Origin of the sequence: Paraburkholderia sp. GAS38 (assembly GCF_050434965.1) — a bacterium.
In the GTDB taxonomy this organism is placed as follows: Bacteria; Pseudomonadota; Gammaproteobacteria; order Burkholderiales; family Burkholderiaceae; genus Paraburkholderia; species Paraburkholderia phenazinium_A.
Genome location: NZ_JBNDJO010000014.1, coordinates 52,724 through 77,118, shown reverse-complemented (window position 1 = coordinate 77,118; position 24,395 = coordinate 52,724). Strand labels below are relative to the sequence as shown.

Annotated in this window: 23 protein-coding genes; 13 read left to right on the top strand and 10 right to left on the bottom strand. The window is 62.5% G+C overall.

Features of this window, described 5'->3' with window-relative positions:
• Positions 1 to 104 precede the first annotated feature (104 nt).
• Both P3T42_RS28015 and tatA read left to right on the top strand, forming a co-directional pair.
• Positions 105 to 1,361 (top strand): oxalate decarboxylase family bicupin, encoded by a 1,257-nt coding sequence (locus P3T42_RS28015; RefSeq protein ID WP_074297429.1) that lies wholly within the window; start codon positions 105 to 107, stop codon positions 1,359 to 1,361.
• 150 nt (positions 1,362 to 1,511) lie between these two features.
• The gene (gene tatA / locus P3T42_RS28010; protein WP_074295972.1) at positions 1,512 to 1,721 is read left to right on the top strand and encodes a Sec-independent protein translocase subunit TatA; all 210 of its coding nucleotides are present in this window, start codon (positions 1,512 to 1,514) and stop codon (positions 1,719 to 1,721) included.
• Here tatA and P3T42_RS28005 read toward each other — a convergent pair.
• Positions 1,711 to 2,637 (bottom strand): LysR substrate-binding domain-containing protein, encoded by a 927-nt coding sequence (locus tag P3T42_RS28005; protein WP_074297431.1) that lies wholly within the window; start codon positions 2,635 to 2,637, stop codon positions 1,711 to 1,713. The two genes, tatA and P3T42_RS28005, sit on opposite strands and share 11 nt — an antisense overlap.
• Before the next feature lie 520 nt (positions 2,638 to 3,157).
• Here P3T42_RS28005 and P3T42_RS28000 point away from each other — a divergent pair.
• Positions 3,158 to 3,694: a response regulator transcription factor gene (locus P3T42_RS28000; RefSeq protein ID WP_429307876.1), complete on the top strand. Its 537-nt coding sequence runs from the start codon at positions 3,158 to 3,160 to the stop codon at positions 3,692 to 3,694.
• 166 nt (positions 3,695 to 3,860) lie between these two features.
• On the top strand, positions 3,861 to 4,193 hold the full coding sequence (locus P3T42_RS27995) for a DUF4148 domain-containing protein (protein ID WP_429307875.1): 333 nt from the start codon (positions 3,861 to 3,863) through the stop codon (positions 4,191 to 4,193).
• On the opposite strand, the gene P3T42_RS27990 is transcribed toward P3T42_RS27995, so the two are convergent.
• The 4 genes from P3T42_RS27990 to P3T42_RS27975 form a co-directional block, all read right to left on the bottom strand.
• Positions 4,190 to 6,649, bottom strand: a complete 2,460-nt coding sequence (locus P3T42_RS27990; RefSeq protein WP_429307874.1) for an ATP-binding protein — start codon at positions 6,647 to 6,649, stop codon at positions 4,190 to 4,192. The two genes, P3T42_RS27995 and P3T42_RS27990, sit on opposite strands and share 4 nt — an antisense overlap.
• An 86-nt stretch (positions 6,650 to 6,735) precedes the next feature.
• Positions 6,736 to 7,476 carry a response regulator gene (locus tag P3T42_RS27985; RefSeq protein ID WP_429307873.1) on the bottom strand — a complete coding sequence of 247 codons (741 nt, stop codon included), beginning with the start codon at positions 7,474 to 7,476 and terminating at the stop codon, positions 6,736 to 6,738.
• 392 nt (positions 7,477 to 7,868) lie between these two features.
• Entirely contained in the window at positions 7,869 to 9,062 is a 1,194-nt protein-coding gene (locus P3T42_RS27980) for a porin (protein WP_367117606.1), read from the bottom strand.
• 502 nt (positions 9,063 to 9,564) lie between these two features.
• Positions 9,565 to 10,404 carry a TauD/TfdA dioxygenase family protein gene (locus tag P3T42_RS27975; protein ID WP_074297435.1) on the bottom strand — a complete coding sequence of 280 codons (840 nt, stop codon included), beginning with the start codon at positions 10,402 to 10,404 and terminating at the stop codon, positions 9,565 to 9,567.
• A gap of 423 nt (positions 10,405 to 10,827) precedes the next feature.
• Here P3T42_RS27975 and argG point away from each other — a divergent pair, with 423 nt between their 5' ends.
• The 3 genes from argG to P3T42_RS27960 all read left to right on the top strand — a co-directional run bounded on the left by argG (position 10,828) and on the right by P3T42_RS27960 (position 14,240).
• A complete protein-coding gene (gene argG / locus P3T42_RS27970; protein ID WP_074295978.1) occupies positions 10,828 to 12,162 on the top strand; it encodes an argininosuccinate synthase in 1,335 nt (444 codons plus the stop codon).
• A gap of 238 nt (positions 12,163 to 12,400) precedes the next feature.
• On the top strand, positions 12,401 to 13,684 hold the full coding sequence (gene soxC / locus P3T42_RS27965; RefSeq protein WP_429307872.1) for a sulfite dehydrogenase: 1,284 nt from the start codon (positions 12,401 to 12,403) through the stop codon (positions 13,682 to 13,684).
• A complete protein-coding gene (locus P3T42_RS27960; protein WP_429307871.1) occupies positions 13,677 to 14,240 on the top strand; it encodes a c-type cytochrome in 564 nt (187 codons plus the stop codon). Before soxC ends, P3T42_RS27960 begins: the two co-directional genes overlap by 8 nt.
• Positions 14,241 to 14,242: 2 nt before the next feature.
• Here the strand turns inward: P3T42_RS27960 and P3T42_RS27955 are convergent, their stop codons facing one another.
• A complete protein-coding gene (locus tag P3T42_RS27955; RefSeq protein WP_429307870.1) occupies positions 14,243 to 14,671 on the bottom strand; it encodes a YybH family protein in 429 nt (142 codons plus the stop codon).
• 311 nt (positions 14,672 to 14,982) lie between these two features.
• On the opposite strand from P3T42_RS27955, the gene P3T42_RS27950 reads away from it, so the two are divergent.
• Both P3T42_RS27950 and P3T42_RS27945 read left to right on the top strand, forming a co-directional pair.
• Entirely contained in the window at positions 14,983 to 15,198 is a 216-nt protein-coding gene (locus P3T42_RS27950; protein ID WP_429307869.1) for a hypothetical protein, read from the top strand.
• A 39-nt stretch (positions 15,199 to 15,237) separates the two neighbouring features.
• On the top strand, positions 15,238 to 16,527 hold the full coding sequence (locus P3T42_RS27945) for an NRAMP family divalent metal transporter (protein ID WP_429307868.1): 1,290 nt from the start codon (positions 15,238 to 15,240) through the stop codon (positions 16,525 to 16,527).
• Positions 16,528 to 16,590: 63 nt separating this feature from the next.
• Here P3T42_RS27945 and P3T42_RS27940 read toward each other — a convergent pair whose 3' ends face one another.
• Both P3T42_RS27940 and P3T42_RS27935 read right to left on the bottom strand, forming a co-directional pair.
• On the bottom strand, positions 16,591 to 18,120 hold the full coding sequence (locus P3T42_RS27940; protein ID WP_074295983.1) for an amino acid permease: 1,530 nt from the start codon (positions 18,118 to 18,120) through the stop codon (positions 16,591 to 16,593).
• A gap of 27 nt (positions 18,121 to 18,147) precedes the next feature.
• On the bottom strand, positions 18,148 to 19,533 hold the full coding sequence (locus P3T42_RS27935; RefSeq protein ID WP_429307867.1) for a glutamate decarboxylase: 1,386 nt from the start codon (positions 19,531 to 19,533) through the stop codon (positions 18,148 to 18,150).
• 374 nt (positions 19,534 to 19,907) lie between these two features.
• Between P3T42_RS27935 and P3T42_RS27930 the strand changes: the two genes are divergently transcribed.
• The 4 genes from P3T42_RS27930 to P3T42_RS27915 all read left to right on the top strand — a co-directional run bounded on the left by P3T42_RS27930 (position 19,908) and on the right by P3T42_RS27915 (position 23,418).
• Positions 19,908 to 20,180 carry a hypothetical protein gene (locus P3T42_RS27930; protein ID WP_429307866.1) on the top strand — a complete coding sequence of 91 codons (273 nt, stop codon included), beginning with the start codon at positions 19,908 to 19,910 and terminating at the stop codon, positions 20,178 to 20,180.
• A 60-nt stretch (positions 20,181 to 20,240) separates the two neighbouring features.
• The gene (locus P3T42_RS27925; protein WP_074295986.1) at positions 20,241 to 20,765 is read left to right on the top strand and encodes a universal stress protein; all 525 of its coding nucleotides are present in this window, start codon (positions 20,241 to 20,243) and stop codon (positions 20,763 to 20,765) included.
• A 233-nt stretch (positions 20,766 to 20,998) separates the two neighbouring features.
• On the top strand, positions 20,999 to 22,813 hold the full coding sequence (locus P3T42_RS27920; protein ID WP_074295987.1) for a methyl-accepting chemotaxis protein: 1,815 nt from the start codon (positions 20,999 to 21,001) through the stop codon (positions 22,811 to 22,813).
• Positions 22,814 to 23,013: 200 nt separating this feature from the next.
• Positions 23,014 to 23,418: a carboxymuconolactone decarboxylase family protein gene (locus P3T42_RS27915; RefSeq protein WP_074295988.1), complete on the top strand. Its 405-nt coding sequence runs from the start codon at positions 23,014 to 23,016 to the stop codon at positions 23,416 to 23,418.
• Here the strand turns inward: P3T42_RS27915 and P3T42_RS27910 are convergent.
• Entirely contained in the window at positions 23,415 to 23,732 is a 318-nt protein-coding gene (locus P3T42_RS27910) for a LysR family transcriptional regulator (protein ID WP_074295989.1), read from the bottom strand. The genes P3T42_RS27915 and P3T42_RS27910 overlap by 4 nt on opposite strands.
• Positions 23,733 to 23,752: 20 nt before the next feature.
• The gene (locus P3T42_RS27905; RefSeq protein ID WP_429307865.1) at positions 23,753 to 24,355 is read right to left on the bottom strand and encodes an NADPH-dependent F420 reductase; all 603 of its coding nucleotides are present in this window, start codon (positions 24,353 to 24,355) and stop codon (positions 23,753 to 23,755) included.
• Positions 24,356 to 24,395 lie beyond the last annotated feature (40 nt).

The window sequence follows — 24,395 nt, the reverse complement described above, 5'->3', positions numbered from 1 at the left end:
GTTTCCGACACGATCGAACCAGACCGATGTCAATTCCTGTTTATATAGGAATACGAATTTTATAACGGTTTATTTTCAGACTTGAAACTTGGAAGGTAATGAACATGACTGACCTGTCGCGACGCAAAGTGTTGGTGGGTGCAGCCGCTTCGGCTGCGGCGCTCGGGGTGGCCGCCACGGCCAAGGCCGCTTCGTTCGGCAATCCGGACCGGCCGCCCGAAGGCATAATCAACGCCCTGAGCCCGACGAGCCGGAATGACCCGGGCCCTCAGAACCCCGCCATTGCCAATCAGTTCCCGTCGTTCCAGAACCCGCCGGCAACCGACATCAACGGCATGCCGCTGTTCTGGGCGTCGTTCAACAACGCGCACAAGCGCTATCAGAACGGCGGCTGGGCTCGCGAAGTAACGCAGGACGACTTCGCAATCTCGGAAGATATCTCGGGCGTCAACATGCGCCTGGGTACCAACGGCACCCGCGAAATGCACTGGCACCAGCAGGCCGAGTGGGCCATCATGCTGGACGGCAAGTGCCGCATTACCATCCTCGACGAGCAAGGCCGCCCGCAGGTCGCCGACGTCAAAACCGGCGACCTCTGGTATTTCCCTCCGGGCCTGCCGCACTCGCTGCAAGGTCTCGGACCGACAGGCGCCGAATTCCTGCTCGCCTTCGACAACGGCCATGCATCGGAATTCAACACGCTTCTGCTGACGGACTGGATCGCCCACACGCCGCCGGATGTCCTGGCCGCCAACTTCAACGTGCCGGCCGACGCCTTCAAGAACATTCCGGTCGACAACCTGTGGATTTTCCAGGGTACCGATCCCGGTCCGCTGGAAGCCGCGCAACGTTCCGTGGCGTCACCGCTCGGCCTGCCTGAACATCCGTTCATTTTCTCGCTGGGCGATATGGCGCCGACGAAGGAGACCAAGGGTGGGTCGGTGCGGATCGCCGACAGTCGCAACTTCAAGGCATCGGCAAACGTCGCGGCCGCCCTGGTGACGGTCAAGCCGGGTGGCATGCGCGAGCTGCACTGGCACCCGAACGCGGACGAATGGCAGTACTACATCAAGGGCGAGGCCCGGATGACCGTGTTCGATACAGGTCCGAAGGCGGCAACCGCAGACTTCCGCGCGGGCGATATCGGCTACGTCAAGAAGAGTCTCGGTCACTACGTGCAGAACACGGGCGACACCGACCTCGTATTCCTGGAAATCTTCAAGGCGGACCACTTCGCCGAGGTATCGCTGTCCGACTGGCTGACGCACACGCCGAAGCAGATGATCATGGATCACCTGCACGTGACTGAGGAGATGATTGCCCGGTTCCCGAACAACCGTCCCGACGTCATGCCGATCTAAATGCTGATCTAAATCGCACTGCGGTTCTTCTGCTCAGCCGCCGCCCGGGCATCAAGGTATAGATCCCGGGCGCACCAAGGTTCGTCTGCACAAGGGCGAACCTTGGTGTCCAATCAGGCAGTAAGTAGAACGATTCAAAGAGAAAACATCATGGGCTCAATAAGTATCTGGCACTGGTTGATTGTCGCGCTGATCGTGTCGCTGGTCTTCGGCACCAAAAAATTGCGCACGGTGGGTGGCGATCTCGGCTCGGCGATTCGCGGCTTCAAGGACGCGGTGAATACGGAAACGGCCGGCGGGAACCCCGAGCCGGCCGTCACGCCTCAACCGAAGGCTGCAACGCAGGAAATCAGTGGCTGACCGTGCGCACTCCACTAGCGTGCGTCTTGCCCTCTTCGAGCAAGAACGTTTTGAAGGCTTGAGCGGCAGGCACCAGTTGCTTGTCCGCCCGATGCACGACATGCCATTTCTGAATCACCGGAAAGCCCGTGACATCGAGCACCGCAAGCATCCCGGCCTGCAATTCCAGCGTGACCGTATGTGCGGACAGAAAACTGATACCCATGCCGGACATCACCGCTTGCTTGATGGCCTCGGTATTGCGGATTTCCAGCGGATCGTCCAAAGCCAGCCGGCCGTCGAAGCACTGCTGCATGGCATTCCATGTGTCCGAACCCTTCTCCCGCACGATGAACCGTTCACTTCCGAGTTCGGCAACGTCAATACTCGTCCTGCCAACCAGTGGATGCAGCGGCGAGGCGACGAGAACAAACGCGTGCGGCGCGAACGCTGTACTGGTAAATCTCGGCTCCACCGGCGCGCCCACCATGATGGCGAGATCAAGCCGGTTTTCTTCCAGACGAACCAGCAGCTCGTCGTGATTTTCTACCGTCAGATCCAGGTCGACCGCCGCATTCCGGTTCGAAAACCCAGCCAGCAACCGAGGCAGGAAGTAGCCCCCGGCATTGATGACACCGACACTCAGGCTGCCTCCCGCAAGGCTTTTCATCTTCGCCAAGGTTTCCTCGGCTTCGCGGAAGCAGTGGATGATGGCGCGACTATGGTGGAGCATCTCCTGCCCGGCGGGCGTGAGGTAGATCTTCTTCCCAAGCTGCTCGAACAGCGCAATGCCCGCGTGCTCTTCGAGATGCTTGATCTGCGTCGAGACCGCAGGTGGCGACAGGTTCAACTCGTTCGCCGCCCGGGAAAAACTCAGGCGACGCGCGACGGTTTCAAAGGTCTTGAGTTGACGCAAAGTGGCATTCTTCACAGTGATCTGCAAAAGGTTGAGGGTTTTACCGGACATCCGGCGAGGCGGACCAACGCCTGCCAACAGCGCAAACGAAGGCGCGCAAGTCGAATCGAGCGCACCGCCGCTGCTGGCCGCGCGTCCACGAGCCACGGTCGCGTTGAAGCGGTTTCAGAATAAACCGCACCCGGCGTCCGGCGATATGACTTGAACATTGCAAAATTTTCATCTTGCGTGCGACGGCTCCGTAGCGCCCCGCGGGTTACATCTGTAACGGAGCCGGCCGTTCGTGCAATAGACCCGCAACCGTCGGAGACCACACTCCTCATCTACTCCACCTGCCGGTCTCGCCCATGCGCGCCTGAGTCAAACACGCTCATGGCTGGCGACTCAAACTATGCGCATTCTTTTCGTGTCTCCACGACACCCTGAGGCCAGTTGGCTGTACAAAGCGCTGCACGAAAGCACTCACAGCCTGTGCCGTTCGCACGATCTGGCCCACGGTGTGTGGCAAGCCACGCGAGAGCCGTTCGACGCGGCGATCCTGATGGCGCACGACCCGGACCTGTACCCTGAGCTCACCGCCACGCTGCCGCAGTTCTCCGCGATTGCGGGGGGCGCCATCCTGATCGCGATTCTGGCGACCGCTACGGCTCAGGAGCGCACCGCAGCGCTACGTGCGGGCGCCGACGCCTGCTTTGCCCGGCCGCTTTCGTTTATTGAAATGCATGAACGCCTGCAGGCGCTGCGTCGAGCCACGCTGGCACGCCGCGTTACCGGACAACCGGCCGCCGCGCGGCTCCAGCTTGATTCGCTGACACGGGAACTGGTGAGCGGGGAGCAGCGTTTGTCCCTGACCAAGACCGAGTATCTGCTTGTCGAGTGCCTGATGCGCGATCCGAACGTGCCCGTCGCCCATGAGCAACTCATTCGCTATGCGTGGCCAGGGCGAGACGTCATCAATTGCACAAGCGTGACTCCGCTGATCTGGCGGCTGAGATCAAAACTGAAGACGCACCTGCCGACGGTTCACATCAATACGGTAAATTGCTATGGCTACCAGCTGAGTCTTTTGCCGCCCTGAACGCCGGGTCGTTTGCCCGCGTTTTCTCAACAGGCTACGGAGTTGGGCAGCTTAAACAACATTTCATTCTAATGCTAAGCATACCGTACTGATTGTCCAGTAACCTCGATGACTGGAGCCACGCGCTGAACGTCTGGCGCTCCGATCATCTCATCTGGACTCAATCATGAACCTGTTATCGAAAACCGCGGTGGTTACCCTCTTCGCCCTTGGCAGTGCTTCCGCTTTTGCCGCCAAAGGCCTCACGCCACAACAGTGCAACGACTATCCCTTCACGCCATTGAAGGCCGAGGTCACGCATGCGCAACTGATGCAGGAGCTGGCTGAACTGGAAGCGGTAGGCTACGACCCGTCCGAAAACGACGAAGACTATCCATCCGATCTCGAACTCGCTGAAAAGAAGCTGCAAGCCGAGTACCACGCCGACTGCGTGCCCGCCGGCGCGCAGAATTCGCTCGGAGCGGGCGCGGACACGACACAAGGCACGCCGGCCAGCTAAGGCTGAGGCCGCGCCAGGATTCGATGCAACGCGAGCGCCAGTTCTCCCGAGCGCAACGGCTTGCGCAGCAACGTGGCAGCCCCGGCGTTGCGCGCGTCCCTTTCGAGAGCCGGATTGCCATAGCCGCTACAGAGGATCACCGGCAACGAGCCGCGAATCGCGCGGATATGACTTGCGAGTTCCAGGCCCGTCAGCTCCGGCATCGTCTGGTCGGTGATGACGGCGTCGAAGCGGTCGGGATCGTCTCTGAAGGCCCGCAACGCTGCGGCGCTCGATCGAAAGCCCACCGGCTCGTAACCGAGTTCGGCCAGCACCTCTTCGGCGAGCGTCACCAGCGCATCTTCGTCGTCGACGACCAGCACAACCTGACCGTCCCCGCGAGGCAATGCTTCGGAGACGGCTTCGTCGGCCGGCAGCGGCGCTTCAGTGACCGGAAGGTAGATATCGAAGCGGGTACCCTGCCCGACCCCGCTGCGGACGTCGATGCCACCGCCATACTCTCGCACGATCCCGTCGACGAGCGACAGACCGAGGCCGGTCCCCTCGCCCGTGCTCCGGGTCGTAAAGAACGGGTTGAAGATGCGCTCCAGCACCTCGGGAGCGATTCCGGTTCCCGTATCCGCGACGCTCAGCCTGACGAAGTCGCCTGGTCCGATCCGGCCTTCCGATAACGTCGTCGCGGCCGGAACATGCTCGTTTTCGAGCGCCACAGTCAGCGTGCCACCCGAGGGCATCGCCAGAACCGCGTTGCTGCAGAGATTCATGACGACCTGGTGCAGGTGTGTCGCATCGCCGGCCACATAGGTGTCGTTCGCATCGAGCTTGACGTCGAGTTCAATGCTGGCCGGCAACCGCCCCTTCAGCAACTCGACGGTCTCCGACACGACCGGCGACACGCGCACCGGCACACGCGCCCCCATACCGCTGCGGCTGAAAGTCAGGATGCGCTCGACCAGCGTGCGTGCCCGGTTACCGGCGTGGAGAACCTGCTCCACATAGCGACGCTCATCGCTCGTTGCAGCTAGTGAATGGAAGGCACGTTCGCCATAGCCTAGAATGGCCCCGAGAATATTGTTGAAGTCGTGGGCGATCCCGCCGGCGAAGGTACCGAGCGCTTCGAGCTTTTGCGATTGCCTCAGTTGTCCTTCAAGCTGACGGCGTGCCTCTTCGGCCTCGCGACGCGACGTGATGTCTTCCACCGTCGCAACCAGCATCTCCCCGGCGTGCCGCGCGTAATTCGACGCGTGTTGATGATGCGCCGAGACTCTCGCCATGCTCATGTCCGCCCAGACGACATGGCCGTCGCGGTGCGTGTAGCGCATCTGGAAACGGATCGTGTCGGGTGTGCCGGAGAGCAGTCTGAGCACATGTTCGCGCGTCGCAGGCACGTCTTCGCGATACGTAACGTCGAAGGCGCCAAGCTGTTCCAGCTCGTGCGACGAGTAGCCGATCATCCGCTGAAAAGCCGGGTTGGTCGCCGCGTAGTCGCCATCCGTCGTGAGGACGGCGATACCGAGCGGCGCATTCTCGAACACCGCCCGCCAGCGCCGCTCGCTCGAGCGAAGCCGCTCGTTGACTTCGCCGAGCCGGCGCATCTGCCGGATCAACGCAAACGCAAGCAAGGCGACGAACGCGGAGATCGAACCGGTCCGTACGAGCGCGTTGATCGAACTGGTGCGCCAGTCTGCGAGCGCAACCGATTCGTCGCGCGAAACCATCACTAACAGCGGGAAGCCGGGCACCTGGCGTAGCGCCGAGCGCACCCGCGCGACCTTGTTGCCCTGCGGCGCGGCCGCAAACTCGACGATCGGCGTGCCGCCCTCGCGCAGAAGACGAATGGCCGCGCCGGGCCCCAGGTCAATGCGCCTGAAGAAATCGCGGAAGTAGTCTTCTTCGACCAGCGCCCGCGCCACCCCTGCAAATCTTCCTTCGGAGTCCTGCAGGCGAATCGCCACCGCGAAGGTCGGCTTGCCGTCCGTGAGACTCTGCAACGGTTCGCTCACCACCACCGCCTCGCCGGCGGCCCGCTTCAAATCCTGGAAGTACTGGCGATTGCCGATACTCGGACTCGAGCTGCCCGCGGGGGTCGACGTGGCGATGCGGGCGCCGTTCTCGTCGGCAATGGTCACCTCGCGAATCTGCGGCAGTCCGTCTATCTGATGCCGCAGGAAGGCCTCTTTCTCGGCGGGCGTCGCCAGCCGGTTGCGCGGATCTCGCTCCCAGACCGACGTACGCCGCAGAATCAGTTCCACCCCCTGCAACGAGCGCGCCGTCTGTTCGGCGATGGCACTGGCCAGGCTGGACATTTCCCGGTCGTTGTCCGCAAGCGTCAAGCGACGGGCGCGCCAGCTATCCCAGCCCGATGCCACGCAAACCAGCACCACAATCACGCTAGCGCCGATGGCAATGACCCAGGGCAGATAGGGTGCGCCTGCAGCGCCTTGTTCGTTACGCATCGACCAGGGTTCTCGCGATAAAGTGCGCCGTCGCCGCGCGGCATCGAATTGCACCGGGCGAGGCTACACGGGTCGTCAGCACCAGCTTATAGCGCGACGGAACTCAATTTTTCCACGGCCGCAGCAAAGGTGTAGCCCGCGCCTCGCTCGGTTTTGATAAATTGCGGCGTCGACGGATTTTCCTCGATCTTTCGACGCAGGCGCAGGATCTGCACATCAATGGAGCGGTCGAACACGTCGTCGTATAAACGGCTCGCCTCCAGTAACTGCTCGCGCGACAGAATGCGCCCCGGTGCGGCCAGAAAAGCGCTCAACAGCGAGAACTCGCTGTTCGTGAGATCGATCCGTACGCCGGTGGGCGAGATCAGCTTTCGCGTGCCGATATTCAACTCCCAACCGGCAAAGCGATAGGCGCGGACGTCGAGCTGACGTCCGGTCAACACCTGGGTCGCGGCCGAGCGGCGCAACACGGTGCGGATGCGCGCCAGCAACTCGCGCGGGCTGAAGGGCTTGGTGACGTAGTCGTCGGCGCCCAGTTCGAGCGCCATGACGCGGTCGGCCTCGTCGAGCCTGCCTGATACCACGATGATGGGAAGCGACGAATGGTCGCGTATGCGCCGGGCAATCTGCATGCCGTCCTCGCCGGGCATCCGCAGGTCGAGGATGATCAGATCGATCGCATGCTCCGTCAGCGCCGCGGTCATCTCCTTGCCGTTCGACGCAGCCGTGACTCGCAGATCGTTGTCGCGAAGATACTCTTCGATGAGAGTCCGGATGGCGGGGTCGTCATCCACCACGAGAACATGCGGAGGATTGTCGTTGCTCATGCCTGGTGCTCCTGTGGCGTCCGGAACACGCGGTCTGACGCCACCTGCCTGAGGGGATAGGGGTTCATGCGCGCGGCTGATTTCCGGCGTGCGCGAAGCATCGCCAGAAGCGCCGTCGCAAGGTTTGGGGGCTTTGCGTGTGTGCGCAACCAATGGGGTCGATTATAGCGTCCACGCCTTGAGCGGACGCTGCAAGAGACTGTTTCAGCCAGGCAGTGGACTATGCGGCGGCGACAGCCATAAAAAAGCCGGTCTTGCGCGTTCCCTGTTGACTGGGTGCGCAAGACCGGCTCGGTTTGAGGCTTAAGCCGTGAGGTTCAAGCCTCGCGTTCAAGCCTCGTGTTCAAGGCGCAGCCTGCGCCCCGGCATAACCGGGGCGTCAGACGAAGCGCTTAGAACTTGTGCGTCATACCGACAATGGCTGCCAACTGGTGGTTGTTCGACGAGTAGGACGAGGTGCTGAAGTCAGCCACTGCCTTCTTGCCCGTCGAATCGACACCCGAAGCGGTTTCGAAGAAACCAATGGCGTAGAGCGACGTACGCTTGGACAGCTGATAGATCGTGCCCAGGTTGAACTGGTTGTAGCTCGCGCTGCCGACGTCATCCGCGCCGCTGTTATGCGTGTAGATGTAAGCGCCGGCCAGCGTCAGTGCCGGCGTCAGTGCGTACTTGACGTTCAGTTCGCCTGAATTGAACGTAGCGGTGCCGCCGTTGTACTTGGTGCCGTAGCTGCCCACAGCGTTGACCGTGCCGAGGTTCTGGAACTGCGTGTTCGAGTACAGCACGGCGAGCGTTGCCGCACCCAGCGCGTACGAACCGCCGGCCGTGATGATCTGTTGCGAACCGGCCGAAGCGTAGCCGCCGTAAATACGGCTTGCCATGTTGTTGGTGCCGCCCGTAGCCGACGTCGGCGACGACGAATTGCCCTGGTCGCCGAACGTTGCGTAGTACGGATCCTTGGTGAACATGTAGCTCGCGCCGAGCTTGACCGGGCCGTTCACGTACGACACGGCTGCGTCGGTGACTTCGTTCCTCGAGAAGTCGCCGGCCTGGCCGCCGAGGCTGTACAGCACGCCGACCGTCAGACCACGGTAGCTCGGGCTCGTGTACTTGATCGCGTTCTGAACGCGGTTCGACGTATCGACGTTGTCGACGTCGCCGGCACGCGTGCCGTAACCGAGACCGGAGGCGGCCCAGTCCGCTCCCGATGCAAAGTTCGACGTCGCATCATTGCTGGCCGAATATTGACGACCGAGGGTCACCGTACCGTACGTGGCGCTCTGCAGGCCGACATACGCGCGACGACCGAACTCCAGGCCGCCCTGACTCAACGCGCCCGTGCCGAGCGTAAAGCCGTTTTCCAGGTCGAAAATGGCTTTCAGGCCACCGCCGAGATCTTCGCTGCCCAGCAGGCCCCAACGCGACGACGTGGCGCTCGACAGGCCATAGAGCTTTTCGCCCTTGACGTTGTTGTTGAACAGGAAGCCGCCGTCGGCAATGCCGTACAGCGTGACGCTTTGAGCGTGAGCAGCACCCGCAAAGGCGCCCAGCACCAGGATGGCCGCCGTAGTCTTTTGGATTTTCATCTTTACCTGATTGAATATTTGATTTATTTAATACTACTTAATATATATGTGAAATCAGCCTCGTTATTTATCCATTCAATGACGGACAGATAAAACTCAAACCTTGAAATCACATACCCCAAACCTTCAGTAGCGCAACATCGGTTGAGACGGCGGGCGCCGTGGATGATGAAATGACCAGATTCCCCAAACCGCTATTCGCCCGCTCAATCGACGGGTCACAGTGTATCGACCCACCAATACTTTTCTAAATTACCCGTTGGAATATGCAAATTGCAAACCCCTGACGCGCACCAAATCAGGGCGCATAAGCACAGAAATCGGGCAAAAAGCACGAAAAGCCATGCAAACGCGTCACGATCGTTAGCTTAAATGGTATTTATGACCGGATTGCGTCGAAAACTATGTGGATAATTTGCAACAATTCCCGGAAGACGGCGTGGCCGCTCCGGGAATGGGCGTTCGGTTAACGCGGGGATGGGTGCAGCGGACGCGCGTACCGTCAGACCGGCACGTCGCCTTCGATGGTGGTGCGGTACAGCTTGCGGCGCAGGTGGTCGGGCGTGCCGGCGGCGAGGTGCATCAGCGAACGGTTGTCCCAGAACACCATGTCGTGTTCTGCCCACACATGCCGGTACAGATGCTCAGGGCGCACGCTGTGCGCGAAAATTTCTTCGAGCAACTGCTTGCTCTCGTCTTCGGGCAGCCCGATCACGCGGGTCGTGAAATGCTCGCTGACGAAAAGTGCCTTACGGCCCGTTTCCGGATGCGTGCGCACGATGGGCTGCACAACCGGCTTCACCTGGGCAATCTGCTCGGCGGACAGATTCGGCCGCCAGGGGCTGCGTTTTTGCAGTTCGGCGTACTTCGCGAGATACGTGTGCTCCGCGAAGCGCCCTTCTACGGCCTCGCGCAAATGGGCCGGCAACGTGTCCCACGCGAGGTGCATGTTGGCGAACAGCGTATCGCCGCCTTCGGCCGGCAACTCCTGCGCATGCAGCAGCGAGCCGAGGCTCGGCTTCTCCTTGTACGAGAGGTCCGAATGCCAGAAGTGACCGGCGTCGCCCAGACCGATCGGCTTGCCGTTCTCGACGATGTTCGATACGACCAGCACTTCCGGATATCCCGGCAACTGGAACTGGTGCAGCACGTGGATCTGCAGCGGCCCGAAGCGGCGGCTAAAGGCGATCTGTTGATCGGGCGTGATGCGCTGGTCGCGAAACACCAGTACGTGGTGATCGAGGTGAGCGCGGTGAATGCGCGCGAAGTCCTCGGCGGCGAGCGGTTGATTCAGGTCGAGACCCAGCACTTCGGCGCCCACCGGGCCGTCGAAAGCACGAATTTCAACGCGTTGCGGGGCAGCCGGGCCGGCATGCGCGGCCGGGGTGGAAACAGCGGAGTCGGAAGTAATGGTCACTCAAAGCTCTTCGTCTGGTCGGAGCGAAAACGCCGATGATGGCGCGACACGGCCAATCTACCGGCCCGCACGCGCGAGGGCAACGAAGCAAATTCGATACACTTATCCGCTGCAATGATAAACCCGATGCTGGACCGGATGCGGCGCAAGCCGTGCCGCGGCAGACCGCCGAACACTTTCAGGTATATTACAGACCGCGCCTGAAACGCCCATATGTGCGCGGTTTTACGCCCCAATCGGGCCGCGCGGGCGCCCGGAGTGCGCGCCAGACTTGCCTTGTCGGCAGGCACAGCCGATACTTGCTAGTTGCGCGAAATCCCTTCACCCCTCGATTTAACGGCTTTTCTCATGAGCACAATCCTTGAAAGTCTTCCGTCCGGCCAGAAAGTTGGCATCGCCTTCTCCGGCGGACTCGACACGAGTGCCGCTCTGCACTGGATGCGGATCAAAGGCGCCGTCCCGTACGCCTACACGGCTAACCTCGGCCAGCCCGACGAAGACGACTACGATTCGATTCCGCGTCGTGCGATCCAGTACGGCGCAGAAGGCGCGCGACTCATAGACTGCCGGGCTCAACTGGTCGCCGAGGGCATCGCCGCCCTGCAAGCGGGCGCGTTCCACATCTCCACCGCCGGCGTCACCTACTTCAATACGACGCCGATCGGCCGCGCCGTCACCGGCACGATGCTGGTCGCCGCCATGAAGGAAGACGGCGTCAACATCTGGGGCGACGGCAGCACGTACAAGGGCAATGACATCGAGCGTTTCTATCGCTACGGCCTGCTCGTCAATCCGGATCTGAAGATCTACAAGCCGTGGCTCGACCAGGCGTTCATCGACGAGCTGGGCGGCCGCGCGGAAATGTCGGAGTTCATGCGCCAGTCGGGCTTCGAGTACAAGATGTCGGCGGAGAAAGCGTATTCCACCGACTCGAACCTGCTCGGCGCCACGCACGAAGCGAAAGATCTCGAGAGCCTCGAAAGCGGCATCAAGATCGTGAACCCCATCATGGGCGTCGCATTCTGGCGCGACGACGTGCAGATCGCGAAGGAAGAAGTCACGATCCGCTTCGAGGAAGGCCAGCCGGTCGCGTTGAATGGCGTCCAGTTCACGGATGCCGTGGAACTGCTGCTGGAAGCGAACCGCATTGGCGGCCGTCATGGTCTCGGCATGAGCGACCAGATCGAGAACCGCATCATCGAAGCGAAGAGCCGCGGGATCTACGAAGCGCCTGGACTCGCGCTGCTGTACATCGCGTACGAGCGCCTCGTGACGGGCATCCACAACGAAGACACCATCGAGCAGTACCGCGAAAACGGCAAGCGCCTCGGCCGCCTGCTGTATCAGGGCCGCTGGTTCGATCCGCAGGCCATCATGCTGCGTGAAACGGCACAGCGCTGGGTGGCGCGCGCCATCACCGGCGAAGTCACCATCGAACTGCGCCGCGGCAACGACTACTCGATCCTGAGCACGAAGTCGCCGAACCTCACGTACCAGCCGGAGCGGCTTTCAATGGAAAAGGTCGAGTCGACCTTCTCGCCGCGCGACCGGATCGGCCAGTTGACGATGCGCAATCTGGACATCACCGATACGCGCGCCAAACTGCTGATCTATTCGGAAGTCGGTTTGCTCGCGCCAGGCGAAGCGCTGGCGCTGCCGCAGTTGAAGGACGATAGCAAGTAAGCAAGCCGCAGTCCCTCGCGACCGGATGAAGGCGGTTCTTCATCCGGTCGGTGGCCGAGCGCCACGTCCATCACCGCCGTCCTCCCCTCCTGCTTCACCTCCGCTTCAATCCCGCGTCTGCGTCGCTCACGCGGCACGCTCCGCACATCTGCTGCAATCCATATCACGATTGATCGTTTTGGCGGCGCAATGCCCGTTGCTACCATGGTCAGTTGGCTCGTGACATGCACAGACACTGATGACGAACGCTCGCAACACCTCGCAAGACCGGCCCACCTCACGCGCTCGCCGCCGCTTGCTGGGCGGCTTCGCCGCGGGCAGTCTGGTGGCGTCCCAGCGTGCCGGCGCTGCCAACGCTCTGCTCAAGCCGCTCGAGATCGCGCCGTGGAGCCGCACGCCAGGCGCGCCGATACTCGAGCATCCTTATGGGTTGCCGTCGCCGCATGAGGCCGATGTGATTCGGCGCAGCGCCCGCGCGTGGCCACTGCCGGGTACCGCCTCGTCGATGACGCCGCTTGCCGATCTGTTCGGCACGATCACGCCGAACGGGCTCGTCTACGAACGTCATCACGGCGGGGTGCCGGACATCGATCCCGATCAGCACCGTCTGGTGCTTAACGGTCTGGTCCGGCAGCCGAAGCTGTTCACCATGGACGACCTGCTGCGTCTGCCCTCCGAATCGCGCATTCACTTCATCGAATGCTCCGGGAATACTGGTGGCGAATGGAATGGGCCGAGCGGGCAACCGGTTCAGTTGACGCACGGCTTGCTGTCGTGTTGCGAATGGACCGGCGTGCGGCTGTCCACGCTGCTCGAAGAGGTCGGCGGCTTGTCGGCCTCCTCCGACGGACGAACCGGCGGATGGATGCTAGCGGAAGGCGCCGATGCCGCGGCCATGACGCGCAGCCTGCCGCTCGAGCGCATCCTCGAGCGGGCGCTGGTGGTCTACGCGCAAAACGGCGAACGTCTGCGCCCGGAGAACGGCTATCCGCTGCGCCTGATCGTGCCGGGCTTCGAAGGCAACACTCACGTTAAATGGCTGCGCCGCCTGAAGTTCGTCGACGCGCCCTTGCAGACTCGTGAGGAGACCTCAAAATACACCAGCCTGCTGGCGAACGGCACGGCCAGACAGTTTGCATTCGAGATGGACGCCAAGTCGGTGATCACGCAACCTTCGCCCGGCCATCGTCTGACCACCCAGGGCTATTACCCGATCAGCGGCTTCGCGTGGTCCGGCCGGGGCTCGATTCGCAAGGTCGAGGTATCGAGCGACGGCGGGGCAAGCTGGCAACTGGCGCGTCTGGATGGACCGGTGCGCGATCGCGCGTTGACGCGTTTTCAGGCGGACTGGCACTGGCAAGGCGCGCCCGCGGCGATCCTGTCGCGCGCCACGGATTCGACCGGTTATGTGCAGCCGACACGCGAGGCGCTGGTCGCCGCACGTGGGCTGAATTCGCAGTATCACTACAACGCCATTCAGCAATGGCGCGTCGAAGCGAGCGGCGAGGTGCGCAATGCCTAGTTTATTCGGGCGCAGAGGTGCGGCGGGTGTCGCGGGCGTTGCCGTTGCCGCTGTTGCTGTCGTCACAGCCTTGCTTGCGCCGAATGCACAGGCGGCGTACGGCATCGGTACGCCCTTGTCCGAGCAGGACGTCGCCGCGTGGAATATCGACGTAGCGCCGGACGGCCGCGGCCTGCCCGCAGGTAGCGGCGACGTGCTCACCGGCGCGCATATCTTCGCGGCCCAGTGTGCCGCTTGCCATGGCGCGCAAGGACAAGGCCTGATCGGCGATGCGCTGGTCGGTGGACAAGGCACGCTCGCTACGGCGAAACCGAAGCGCACAATCGGCAGTTACTGGCCGTACGCGACGACGTTGTTCGACTACATCCACCGCGCCATGCCGTATAACGCGCCCGAGTCGCTCTCGGCGGACGAGGTGTACGCCGTGTGCGCTTTCCTGCTGAATCAGAACGGTATCGTGCCGCCGGATACGCGCCTCGATGCGGTGTCGCTGCCGCGCGTGAAAATGCCCAATCGCGATGGCTTCGTGGTCGATCCACGGCCCGGCAAGCTCTGATATCAGCGGTTGAAGATGACCTTCGCTGTCTCAACGTCGAGCGGCGACGAGGTGTGTTCGTGGACGACCTTCCACCCGCCCCCGCGCTGCCTGAGCGTCATGGTCAGCCGGTTATCCAGCGAGCGCAGCGCCACGCCGTCCGCTGTCACCGCCTGGTATGTCACGAAGGCGTGAACGACGGCAAGGTCCTGCGCGACAATCGTTTGCGGATTGCTGAAATCCACGACCACGCGCTCGGTGCCCAACGAGCCGAACCAGCGGGCCACCATGTCCCGCCATGACGCAATGCCGTTGTACGACCACGCCCCCCACATGTCGAAGACCCGCACGTCCTCGTCGTACAGCGCGATGAAAGCGTCGAGGTCTATTGCGAGTACCGCCGCCTTGTAGTCGTCCAGGACCTGCAGGATCGGGTTGTCGGGTTGGTCCACTGTGTTCCTCCTGAAGCGGATGGCGATGGCGGCCGGAACCCCTCTAGAACGGCACATCCGAGGCGCCTGACCGGTTGTGTTTCAACACTATGACGTTCGACGAGTCGCAGGATCGACATCCGATACGGGGAAATTCGCAGGTATCCACGCGGATGGCGCCCTTGAATGCCCTTGAATAAAGGCCGGCAACTGTACGTTGTCGTACCGCATTCTTGCGCGCGTGCGCGTAGCGTGCAAAGAAGACTATGCGGCCGCACGCGCGTTCGCCCCAAAAGCAAGTGTGGTTTTCGTCCGATAAGACAGGTGGCGCCATGGCAGACAGAATCATCTCGAGCAGTACGCATGACGCTCATATGACCGTCGAGAATCACATTGCCGACGGTTGGGTGGCAAGCGTGTGCATTGTTCCGAAAGGCGCGGCAAAGAGCAACGAACTCATCAAGCTCGATACGCTATTCGAACGCGAAGAGGTTGCATGGGAAACAGTCGAGACGTTTGCACGTGCCGAGCTCAGCAATCTGACATAGCAGACGCCCGTGTAGCCTGCCGCCAGGAGCGTGCCCTTCATGAATACGCTTACCGACGATCCGGTCAAGCAACCGCCCCGGCCAAAACTGCTGCAAGTGATGGGCCCCGGCCTCATCACCGGCGCATCGGACGACGATCCCAGCGGGATCGCCACGTATTCGCAGGTCGGCGCGCAATTTGGCTATGGCCTCGCCTGGACACTCCTGTTCAGCTATCCGTTGATGGCCGCGATCCAGGAGATCAGCGCACGCATTGGGCGCGTCACCGGCAGTGGTATTGCGGGCAATCTGCGTGAGCACTATCCGCGCTGGTTGTCGACCAGCATAGTCGGGTTACTGCTGCTCGCGAACATCATCAATCTGGGGGCGGACCTGGGCGCCATGGGTGCGGCGCTCAAGCTGCTGATCTCAGGTCCCGCCCTACTCTATGTGTGCGGTTTCGGGTTGCTCTCAGTGGTCCTGGAGGTGTTCATCCGCTATGCACGCTATGTGTCGGTTCTGAAATGGCTGTGCCTGTCGCTGTTCAGCTACGTGATCTGCGCATTCGTCGTGCAAGTGCCGTGGGCTCAGGTCGGCTGGGCCGTGCTGTTACCGGCGCTGTCCATCAAGGCGGATTACCTCGTCGCCATCGTCGCGGTCATGGGCACGACAATCAGCCCTTACCTGTTCTTCTGGCAGGCCGAGCAGGAAGTCGAGGACGAAATGGAACGGCCAGGTGCGCATCCGTTGACCCACGCACCGTGGGAAGCGCCCGCGGAGTTCACGCGGATCCGCATCGATACTTACCTCGGCATGGCGCTCTCGAATGTGATCGCGTTCTTCATCGTCGTGACGACCGCAACCACGCTGCACGCGCACGGGCTGACCGATATTCAGACTTCGGCTCAGGCCGCGGAAGCGCTGCGCGACATCGCGGGCCCGTTCACGTTCCTTGTGTTCGCGGCCGGCATCATAGGCACCGGCTTGTTGACCGTGCCCGTGCTAGCCGGATCGGGGGCGTACGCGCTGGGCGAACTATTCGCATGGCGGGTGGGCCTCGCACGTCTGCCGTCGCAGGCGAAGCCGTTCTACGCCGTGATCGCCGCGGCAACGCTGATCGGCGTGGGCCTGAACTTCACGTCGATCGATCCGGTCAAGGCGTTGTATTGGAGCGCGGTTCTCAACGGTGTCGTCGCGGTCCCGGTGATGATCGTCATGATGCATCTCTCGATGCGCACCCGCATCATGACCGGTTTCACGCTGCCGCCGACACTGCGCGTCCTCGGCTGGGTTGCCACCGGTGTGATGGCGGCAACGGTCGTGGCGATGGCTGTCAGCTGGTTCACGTAAAACGGCCGTTCTCATGACGGATGGCGAATGGCGAATGGCCGTTCACCGACGCCACCCATGTGCCTACTTCACCGGTATCGCTGCGGGCCGCACAACCGGCGCATCCTGCGCCGTCGCCCAGTCGCCGCGGCGGACGTGGTGGATGATCAGCGGAATGCCTGCGAACACCACAATGCCGAAGACAACCAGTCCCGTGTAAAGCAAAGGTGAGCCGACCGGCAACTGGTCCGGCGGGAAGAACGACACGACGAAGCTGAACAGCACGCCGACAAAGCCGATTCCGGCAGTCAGCCACATGCCGGCCAGACCGCCCGGCACCGTGAAGGGGCGCGGCAAAGCCGCTGCGGAGTAGCGCAAGCGGATCGCCGCCGCATACATGAACATGTAGGCGATCAGGTAAAGCGCGATCGTCATGGCGGAGATCAGAAAGAACGCCACCGATACATCCTGGATCACAAAGTAGAAGCACGAAATGACGGTCACGATCAAACCTTGCACCAGCAGGATATGCGTGGGCATACCCTTGCGATTCTTCGCCTGAAGCAGCGGCGGCAACTCACCCTCATGCGCGGTTTCGAGCAGGCCGCGCGACGGACTGCCGAGCCAGGCCAGCACGCCACTGATTGCCCCGACGCCAACCAGGAGCGACAGCGCCGACACCGCCCAGCCCATATGCCAGATATCCACCAGCACCGCACCGAACGCGTCGAATACGCCGGATTGCAGCGAAATCTTTTCGTAGGGCAAGATCGCAGCGATCGGCAGTGCGCCGAGTGCGAAGATCAGCACCGAAATCAGCGCGCCCAGTCCGATGGCCGCCGGAAACCCCCGGCTCGGGCTGCGCATGTCGATCACATGAACCGCTTGCACTTCGACACCGGCAAACAGCAGCACGATCCCGGCCAGAAACGAGATCGTGCCGAAACCATGAATCGCCGGCCAGAAGCGGGCATGGCCATCCTGGGACAGCGCGGCATCGTTCAGGTGTTGCCAGCCGAGCGGATGGCCGCTGCTGATCCAGTAGCCAAGCAGCACGAGCAGCACCATGCCCGGCACGATAGTGCCGATCACGAAGGTCCAGTTGGCGATCTTCGCGAAGACTTCGACGCCTTGCAGCACGACCCACGTCGCAAGCCAGTACGCGACGATGCAGAAGATCCCCACATAGACACCGTTCTTCGCCAGTTCCGGACGGCCGATCGTGTAGGCGAGCGCCGCCGCGCCGAAGGTCAAGGCAACCGGAAACCAGACGACGTTCTGAATCCACTGCAACCAGATCGCGAGAAAACCCCAGCGTGTGCCGAACGCTTCCGCGACCCACGTGTAGATACCGCCGCGCCGGTCGGCAAAAGCCCCGCCCAGTTCAGCTGAAATCAGCGATGCGGGGATCAGATAGAAAACGACGGTAAACGCGAGATAGACGAACATCGTCATCTCTTCCTTCGCGAGCAATGGAAGGCCGCGCAGGCTTGTGACGACGGCGGCGGCGGTCATCAGACCGATTGAGGTGACGCTCAGATACTTGCCGCGCGTTGCGACATTCGCGGTGTTGGCGGGCGGCAAACCCGCCGCGGTAGTAACACGGTCATTCATTTCGTGCGCTCCTGTAGAGAGGCGTCATCAATCGTGGTGGAAGGTCGGGCCGGCGGTCGAATGCGGCACCGGATTCTTCGTCAGATGTGCGATGGCATGCCTGATGTCCTCGAGCAGCATCGCCGCCATGTCGCGCGTCACACCGCGCCGGATCAACACGCGCTGCACGATGGTGTCCTCGCGGCCCGCCGGCAGTTCGTACGAGGCAATCTGCCAACCGCGCATCCGCACCCGGTCGGACAGGTCGAATAACGTGAAGCCCGCTGCCTGCGGATGCCTCAGCTTGTAGCAGACAGCGGGCAACGCGCCACGCCCGTCGTAGATCATCTCCAGCGCATCGATCTTTGCCAGACCGTCGGCCAGCGCCTGCGCGGTATCTGCGCACTCCTGCTGGATGTGTCGATAGCCTTCACGGCCCAAACGCAGCAGCATGTAGTACTGCGCAATGATCTGCCCGGCCGGTCGCGAGAAATTCAGCGCAAAGGTCGGCATGTCGCCGCCCAGATAATCGACGCGGAAAATCAGTTCGTCCGGCAAGTCCTGCGTGCTGCGCCACACTACCCAACCCACGCCAAGCGGTGCGAGCCCGTATTTGTGGCCCGACGCATTGATCGATTTGACGCGCGGCACGCTGAAGTCCCATTCGAGCTCCGGCTGGATAAACGGTGCGACGAAGCCGCCGCTGGCCGCATCGACGTGAATCGGAATATCGAGTCCAACATCGGCCTGCAAGGCGTCCAGCGCACCCGCCAGCGCCTTCACCGGTTCGTAGACGCAGGTGAACGTGATGCCGAGTGTCGCCACGACGCCGATCGTGTTCTCGTCGCAATACTGCGCCAGATCTTCCGGTCGCAATCCGGTGGCGTCGCCGCTGAGCGGCACCTGACGCATCTCGACATCGAAGTAGCGCGCGAACTTCGCCCAGCACACCTGCACCGGACCGCAGACGAAGTTCGGCTTATCGGTCGGCTTGCCTTGCGCCTCCCTGCGCTTTTTCCACTGCCACTTGAGGGCAAGACCGCCGAGCATGCAGGCCTCGCTCGAGCCTGTCGTCGAGCATCCAGTGGTCTTCCATGACTTCGGGGCATGCCATAGATCCGCGAGCATGTGCACGCAACGCATTTCGATCTCCGCGGTTTGCGGATACTCGTCCTTGTCGATCATGTTCTTGTCGATCGACAGATCCATCAGGCTGCGCACTTCGTCGTCGGCATAGGTGGTGCAGAACGTCGCAACGTTCTGCCGCGAGTTGCCGTCCATCAGCAGTTCGTCGCGCACCAGATCGAATACGGCACGGCGATCCGACGAGGCCTCCGGAATCCGGTACTTCGGCAGCGAAGAACCCGATATGGTCGCGGCGTATTCGTCGGCAACGGCATCGGGCGTCGATGGCGGGGACTTGAGAAAGGTCATGGTGCGAGACTCCTGGAGTGAAATGGGTGCGGCGACGAGTACCGTGCCTGGCGCGGTGGCGATTCAAGCGGCAAGTGCGGTGAATGCGGCAGGTGCGGCGAGTGCGGCGGTTTCGCGAGCGAACACCGGAGCGAGTGAAATGGCGACGTTGAACAGACGGGAGAACTTCTGTGACCACGGTGCACGAAGGGCCGGACGAAGTCGGTACGGTGGCGTACCGCACTGCGACATTTCAGACAATCTGTTGATTGCATTACACCGCCATTGAGCGCATGGTGGTGTCATTCACTGCGCTGTTTTCCGATCGGCTGTCACGCCGTCGATATCCGGGCTGAGCTCAGCGGAACCCACCGCTCAACAAGGAGCCCATCATCATGATCATCCCCACCATGACCTACCACGGACACGAGTTGCGTGCCTACGCTCACCAGCAATTCCCGCCGTTCGACGATCCCTATGCCCCGGGTGCGCGGCGTTTTGCTTCAGTGGTGCGCATCGACACGATCCCCTCGAGCGAAACCGACGCACGGCGCTACGCAACGGTCTTCGACGCGGTGAGCCCCGCCAGTTTCGACGATGCGATCAACCTTGCGATGCAGTTCGGCAAGGACATTGTCGACGGCAAGGTGCAAGCTACGGCGCTGTGATCCCATCCCATCTCTTCGCGGGACAGGGCGCACCGTCCCCATGAATATTTCAAGGCCGATATGTATAAACGCATTCTGGTAGCGATCGACGGCAGCGAGACGTCTGAACATGCCTTCGACACCGCGCTGCAACTCGCACACGATAACGACGCGCAGTTGCAGCCCCTTTACGTGGTCGACAACCCGTTGATGGCATACGACGCGTCCGGCTACGACCCGACCATCCTGCGCGACGCCTTCGTTGAGGAAGGCCAGCGGCTGCTGGCGGATGCGCTCGCGCGGATGAAGCACGAGAACGTGGCAGGCGTACCGCGGCTGGTCGACGTAGCGCCGGTAGGCGAAGATATTTCGGAGCGGATCCGCATCTCGGCCAACGAGTTCAATGCGGATCTGCTGGTGCTCGGCACACACGGGCGACGCGGCTTCAAGCGGCTGTTTCTGGGCAGCGTGGCCGAGCGCGTGGTACGCAGCGCCAGCCTGCCGGTGTTGCTGGTGCCGAGCCGGCAAGCGCAAACCACACTCGCGGATGCGGCCATACCGGGTCACACCGAACTCGCCGCAGCGACCCAGGAGTTGCCGCGCTAACGGCGGCCCGTGAACACTTAGCCACTCCGCTGCACCGCCACTGCGCCGGTGCAGCGAAAGCCTATGCCGGTTGCCCGGACCGCCCCCCCTTCCCCCACACCCCTCAAGTTCTCGCGTTTTCCGCCGTAGACCGTAAAGGTGCTGCTAGAACCGTGACTCGGCTCGGGGTCATACCGAAGGGTCACCGTGAGTATTCCAATTCGTGCCACTCCGTTCCATTCTTCACGGAAACCATGATTTCCTCACTTCGAACCCGCATCCTGATCATTTCCTCTGCGACCGTCATCGGCGCGCTCGCGCTCTCGGGAGCGGCTGCTTATACCACCGTGCGCGCCAACACGATGGAGACCATCGCCCAGAACCTGAGCGCGATCGCCAGCGCCAATACGCTCGCTATCGACAAGTGGGTGGCGGCCAAGGCGCTGGCCGTCAAGGTGACCGCCGACGAGGTCGAGCACGGCGATCCGCAGGGCCTCGTCAAGCATATGAGCAACGCGGACGGCTTTCCGGTCACCACCGTCGGCTGGACCGACAAGACCTATTTCTCGACCAGCAGCACCACGCCCAAGGACTACGACCCGACCGCGCGGCCCTGGTACAAGGCGGCCATCGCGGCCGGCACGCTGCTGGTCACGAAGCCGTATGGCGACGTGGCGACGGGTGTGCCCTACGTTTCGTTTTCGGCGCCGATGATCCGCAACGGCGCGGCTACCGGCGCGCTGAGCGGCGCCGTGCCGCTCGACGGCGTGCGCGACGTGGTCGCCACCGTGCATCCGACGCCCTCGAGCCTCGCCTTCGTCGTGACGCGCGACGGCCAGGTGATCGCGCATCCGGATGCCAAGCTGATCCTCAAGCCGGCAACCGACATCTCCACCGCCCTCACGCCGGACGCGCTGGCCTCGCTCGCGCAAGCCGGCGCACCGATGGAGGTCAATCTGGGCGGGGTGGCGAAGCTGCTCAAGGCGCAGCCCGTGCTGGGCACCGACTGGTACATGGTGATCGCACTCGACAAGGCGGAGGCAACGGCGGGTCTCGCCAACGTCCTGCGCGCGCTCGGGGCGGCGATGGTCCTGCTGACGCTGGCCGCGGTGGGCATCGCCGCGTTCTTCACGTCGCATTCGTTCCGCAGCCTCTCGCGGGTGCGCGATGCAATGGACACGATCGGCTCGGGTAGCGGCGATCTCACGCATCGCCTGCCGGTGGTCGGCGGCGACGAGGTGGCGCAGATTTCGGCCTCCTTCAACGCCTTTGTCGACAAGATCGGCACCGTGCTGCTGGAAGTCCGCGCGGGCGTCGAAAACATGACGACCGCGACCAGCGAAATCGAAATGGGCAACCGCGATCTGTCGCAGCGCACGGAAACCTCCGCCAGCAATCTGCAGAACACCTCGGCCGCGCTCACGCAGTTGACCGCCAGCGTAAAGCAATCGGCCGAAGCCGCGATGGAAGCCACGCGGCTCGCGACCACGGCGAGCCAGGCGGCGGCGCGCGGCGGCGAAGTCGTGACGAGCGCGGTCGGCACGATGGACGAGATCGCCCGGTCCTCGGCGCGCATTACCGAAATCATCGGCGTGATCGACAGCATCGCGTTCCAGACCAACATCCTGGCGCTGAACGCGGCCGTCGAAGCGGCGCGTGCCGGCGAGAACGGCCGTGGATTCGCCGTGGTGGCCGGTGAAGTGCGCACGCTGGCGCAGCGCTGCGCGACCGCAGCGCGCGAGATCAAGGATCTGATCCAAGCCTCGGAAGCCAGCGTCGGCACCGGCGCGCAGCGCGTCCAGGCAGCCGGCGCGGCGATGCAGGAAATCGTCGCCGGGATCGATCGGGTGAATCGCGTCATCGGTGAAATCGACGGTGCGATGAGCGAGCAGAGCGCGGGCATCAGCCAGATCGACCGCAGCGTCGCCGAGATGGATCAGGCGACGCAGCAAAACGCCGCCCTCGTGGAGCAATCGACGGCGGCCTCCGCGACGCTGAACGAGCAGGCGCATGGGCTGTCGCGCATCGTGGGGCTGTTCAAGCTGCGTCACGGAGATGCCCTCGCGTAACGTGCGATGGCTGCGAGCTTGAGGGGCCACGCGACGCACACGAGCGCGGCCCCAAGATTTCACTGCGCAACGTTCATCGAACCGGCGATTGCACACTCACGGTGTGATCTGAACCTACCGGACAGGCATTCTTCGTCAAGCCTCAAGCGTGCACACTTTGGTTGCCGCCGATCTTTCGGCAATCATTGATGAGGATAGCGATGCCGCACCCCCTTCTACCCCGAGACGAATCCTACGCACGAGGCCTTGCGCTGTTCGAACGCTTGCATGGCGAACACAGCGGCAAGCAGTTGGCCCAGTCGCGCGAGCAACTGTGTCCCGACTTTTTGACGATGACCATGCAATGGGCGTTCGCCGGCGTACTCGACCGCCCAGGGCTCGACCTCGCGACGCGCGAACTGGTCGTCATCGGGTCTTGCGTCACGCTCGGCTATGCGCTTCCGCAGTTGCGTGCCCACATTGAGGCCGCGCTTGTCGCGGGGGCATCGCGTGAGCAGATTCTCGAAACCATCCTGCAGACGATGTTTTACGCCGGGGGCGCGGCCGTGAACAATGCGTTGGGCGTTGCCGCAGAGGTCTTCGGCGTGGCGGAAGAAAGCGCTTAGGCCGCTTGACCCAGGTTCGCTGCGGCGAAGTGGTCAAGCGCAAATTCGACGAATACGCGCAGTTTCGCGGGTGCGTCAGGATCGCGTGCGTAGAGCAAATAAAAATCTCTACCACGCGTTGCATATCCGGCGAGCAATCGATTCAACCGCCCCGTCATCATGTCCGTCTTCACAAGACCGAAGGGTTGCAGTATCACACCGAGACGCTCTTCAAGCGCATTGAGATGCTTGCCCACCATGCTTGGCGATAAATTCAATCGCTCAGCCGCAGCCACCAGGCTACCTGCAGTCACAATCTCGACGAATACGGTCATGCTTTCCAGACGGTCGTTAGCTATCCCAACTTGACGAGATTGAGCACCGGCAACGGGCCGCCTGGGATCTGGACCAACTGCCCCCCGCCGACGAGCGAACCCAGGTCGATGCCGAAGAAGCCGAGCCGCCCGATCAGTTCGCTCACCGCCGATTTCGCAGGCGCGTCGTCGCCCGCGAAGAACAACACGCGATGCCCGCCGTCGGCCTGGGGATCGTCGGAGATGAGATGCGCGGGTAGATGATTGAACGCCTTCACGACGCGTGCGCCCGGCACGAGGTCCGCGAATACTTCGCTCGAGGTCCGGCCATGAAGCTCGGCGGGTTCGAAGCGCGGCGCTTCGATCGGGTTGTTGGCGTCGATCACGATGCGTCCGCCGAAGTCCGGCAGGCCGTCCAGGGCGGACGGCAGCCGCGACCAGTTCACTGCGACGAGGACGATGTCCTGCGCGGCCGCCTGGTCGCGCGTTCCCGGGGTGATCGAGGGGCCGAGTTCGCGCGCGAGGTCCGCGAGCGAATCCGGGCCCCGGCTGTTCGAGATGATGGCTTCGAGGCCTTTGCGGGCCAGCGCTTTCGCGAATGCGGACCCAATGGCGCCTGCTCCGATGATTCCGATGGTGCTCATGACGATGCTCCTGGTGAAGGGTGATGACTCTGGTGATAAA

What these genes read in the sequence shown, in the direction of transcription:
- P3T42_RS28015 (WP_074297429.1), top strand. Translation starts at nt 105, where the DNA reads ATGACTGACCTGTCGCGACGCAAAGTGTTGGTGGGTGCAGCCGCTTCG.
- tatA (WP_074295972.1), top strand. Translation starts at nt 1,512, where the DNA reads ATGGGCTCAATAAGTATCTGGCACTGGTTGATTGTCGCGCTGATCGTG.
- P3T42_RS28000 (WP_429307876.1), top strand. Translation starts at nt 3,158, where the DNA reads ATGGCGCACGACCCGGACCTGTACCCTGAGCTCACCGCCACGCTGCCG.
- P3T42_RS27995 (WP_429307875.1), top strand. Translation starts at nt 3,861, where the DNA reads ATGAACCTGTTATCGAAAACCGCGGTGGTTACCCTCTTCGCCCTTGGC.
- P3T42_RS27990 (WP_429307874.1), bottom strand. Translation starts at nt 6,649, where the DNA reads ATGCGTAACGAACAAGGCGCTGCAGGCGCACCCTATCTGCCCTGGGTC.
- P3T42_RS27985 (WP_429307873.1), bottom strand. Translation starts at nt 7,476, where the DNA reads ATGAGCAACGACAATCCTCCGCATGTTCTCGTGGTGGATGACGACCCC.
- P3T42_RS27980 (WP_367117606.1), bottom strand. Translation starts at nt 9,062, where the DNA reads ATGAAAATCCAAAAGACTACGGCGGCCATCCTGGTGCTGGGCGCCTTT.
- argG (WP_074295978.1), top strand. Translation starts at nt 10,828, where the DNA reads ATGAGCACAATCCTTGAAAGTCTTCCGTCCGGCCAGAAAGTTGGCATC.
- soxC (WP_429307872.1), top strand. Translation starts at nt 12,401, where the DNA reads ATGACGAACGCTCGCAACACCTCGCAAGACCGGCCCACCTCACGCGCT.
- P3T42_RS27960 (WP_429307871.1), top strand. Translation starts at nt 13,677, where the DNA reads ATGCCTAGTTTATTCGGGCGCAGAGGTGCGGCGGGTGTCGCGGGCGTT.
- P3T42_RS27950 (WP_429307869.1), top strand. Translation starts at nt 14,983, where the DNA reads ATGGCAGACAGAATCATCTCGAGCAGTACGCATGACGCTCATATGACC.
- P3T42_RS27945 (WP_429307868.1), top strand. Translation starts at nt 15,238, where the DNA reads ATGAATACGCTTACCGACGATCCGGTCAAGCAACCGCCCCGGCCAAAA.
- P3T42_RS27940 (WP_074295983.1), bottom strand. Translation starts at nt 18,120, where the DNA reads ATGAATGACCGTGTTACTACCGCGGCGGGTTTGCCGCCCGCCAACACC.
- P3T42_RS27935 (WP_429307867.1), bottom strand. Translation starts at nt 19,533, where the DNA reads ATGACCTTTCTCAAGTCCCCGCCATCGACGCCCGATGCCGTTGCCGAC.
- P3T42_RS27930 (WP_429307866.1), top strand. Translation starts at nt 19,908, where the DNA reads ATGATCATCCCCACCATGACCTACCACGGACACGAGTTGCGTGCCTAC.
- P3T42_RS27925 (WP_074295986.1), top strand. Translation starts at nt 20,241, where the DNA reads ATGTATAAACGCATTCTGGTAGCGATCGACGGCAGCGAGACGTCTGAA.
- P3T42_RS27920 (WP_074295987.1), top strand. Translation starts at nt 20,999, where the DNA reads ATGATTTCCTCACTTCGAACCCGCATCCTGATCATTTCCTCTGCGACC.
- P3T42_RS27915 (WP_074295988.1), top strand. Translation starts at nt 23,014, where the DNA reads ATGCCGCACCCCCTTCTACCCCGAGACGAATCCTACGCACGAGGCCTT.
- P3T42_RS27910 (WP_074295989.1), bottom strand. Translation starts at nt 23,732, where the DNA reads ATGACCGTATTCGTCGAGATTGTGACTGCAGGTAGCCTGGTGGCTGCG.
- P3T42_RS27905 (WP_429307865.1), bottom strand. Translation starts at nt 24,355, where the DNA reads ATGAGCACCATCGGAATCATCGGAGCAGGCGCCATTGGGTCCGCATTC.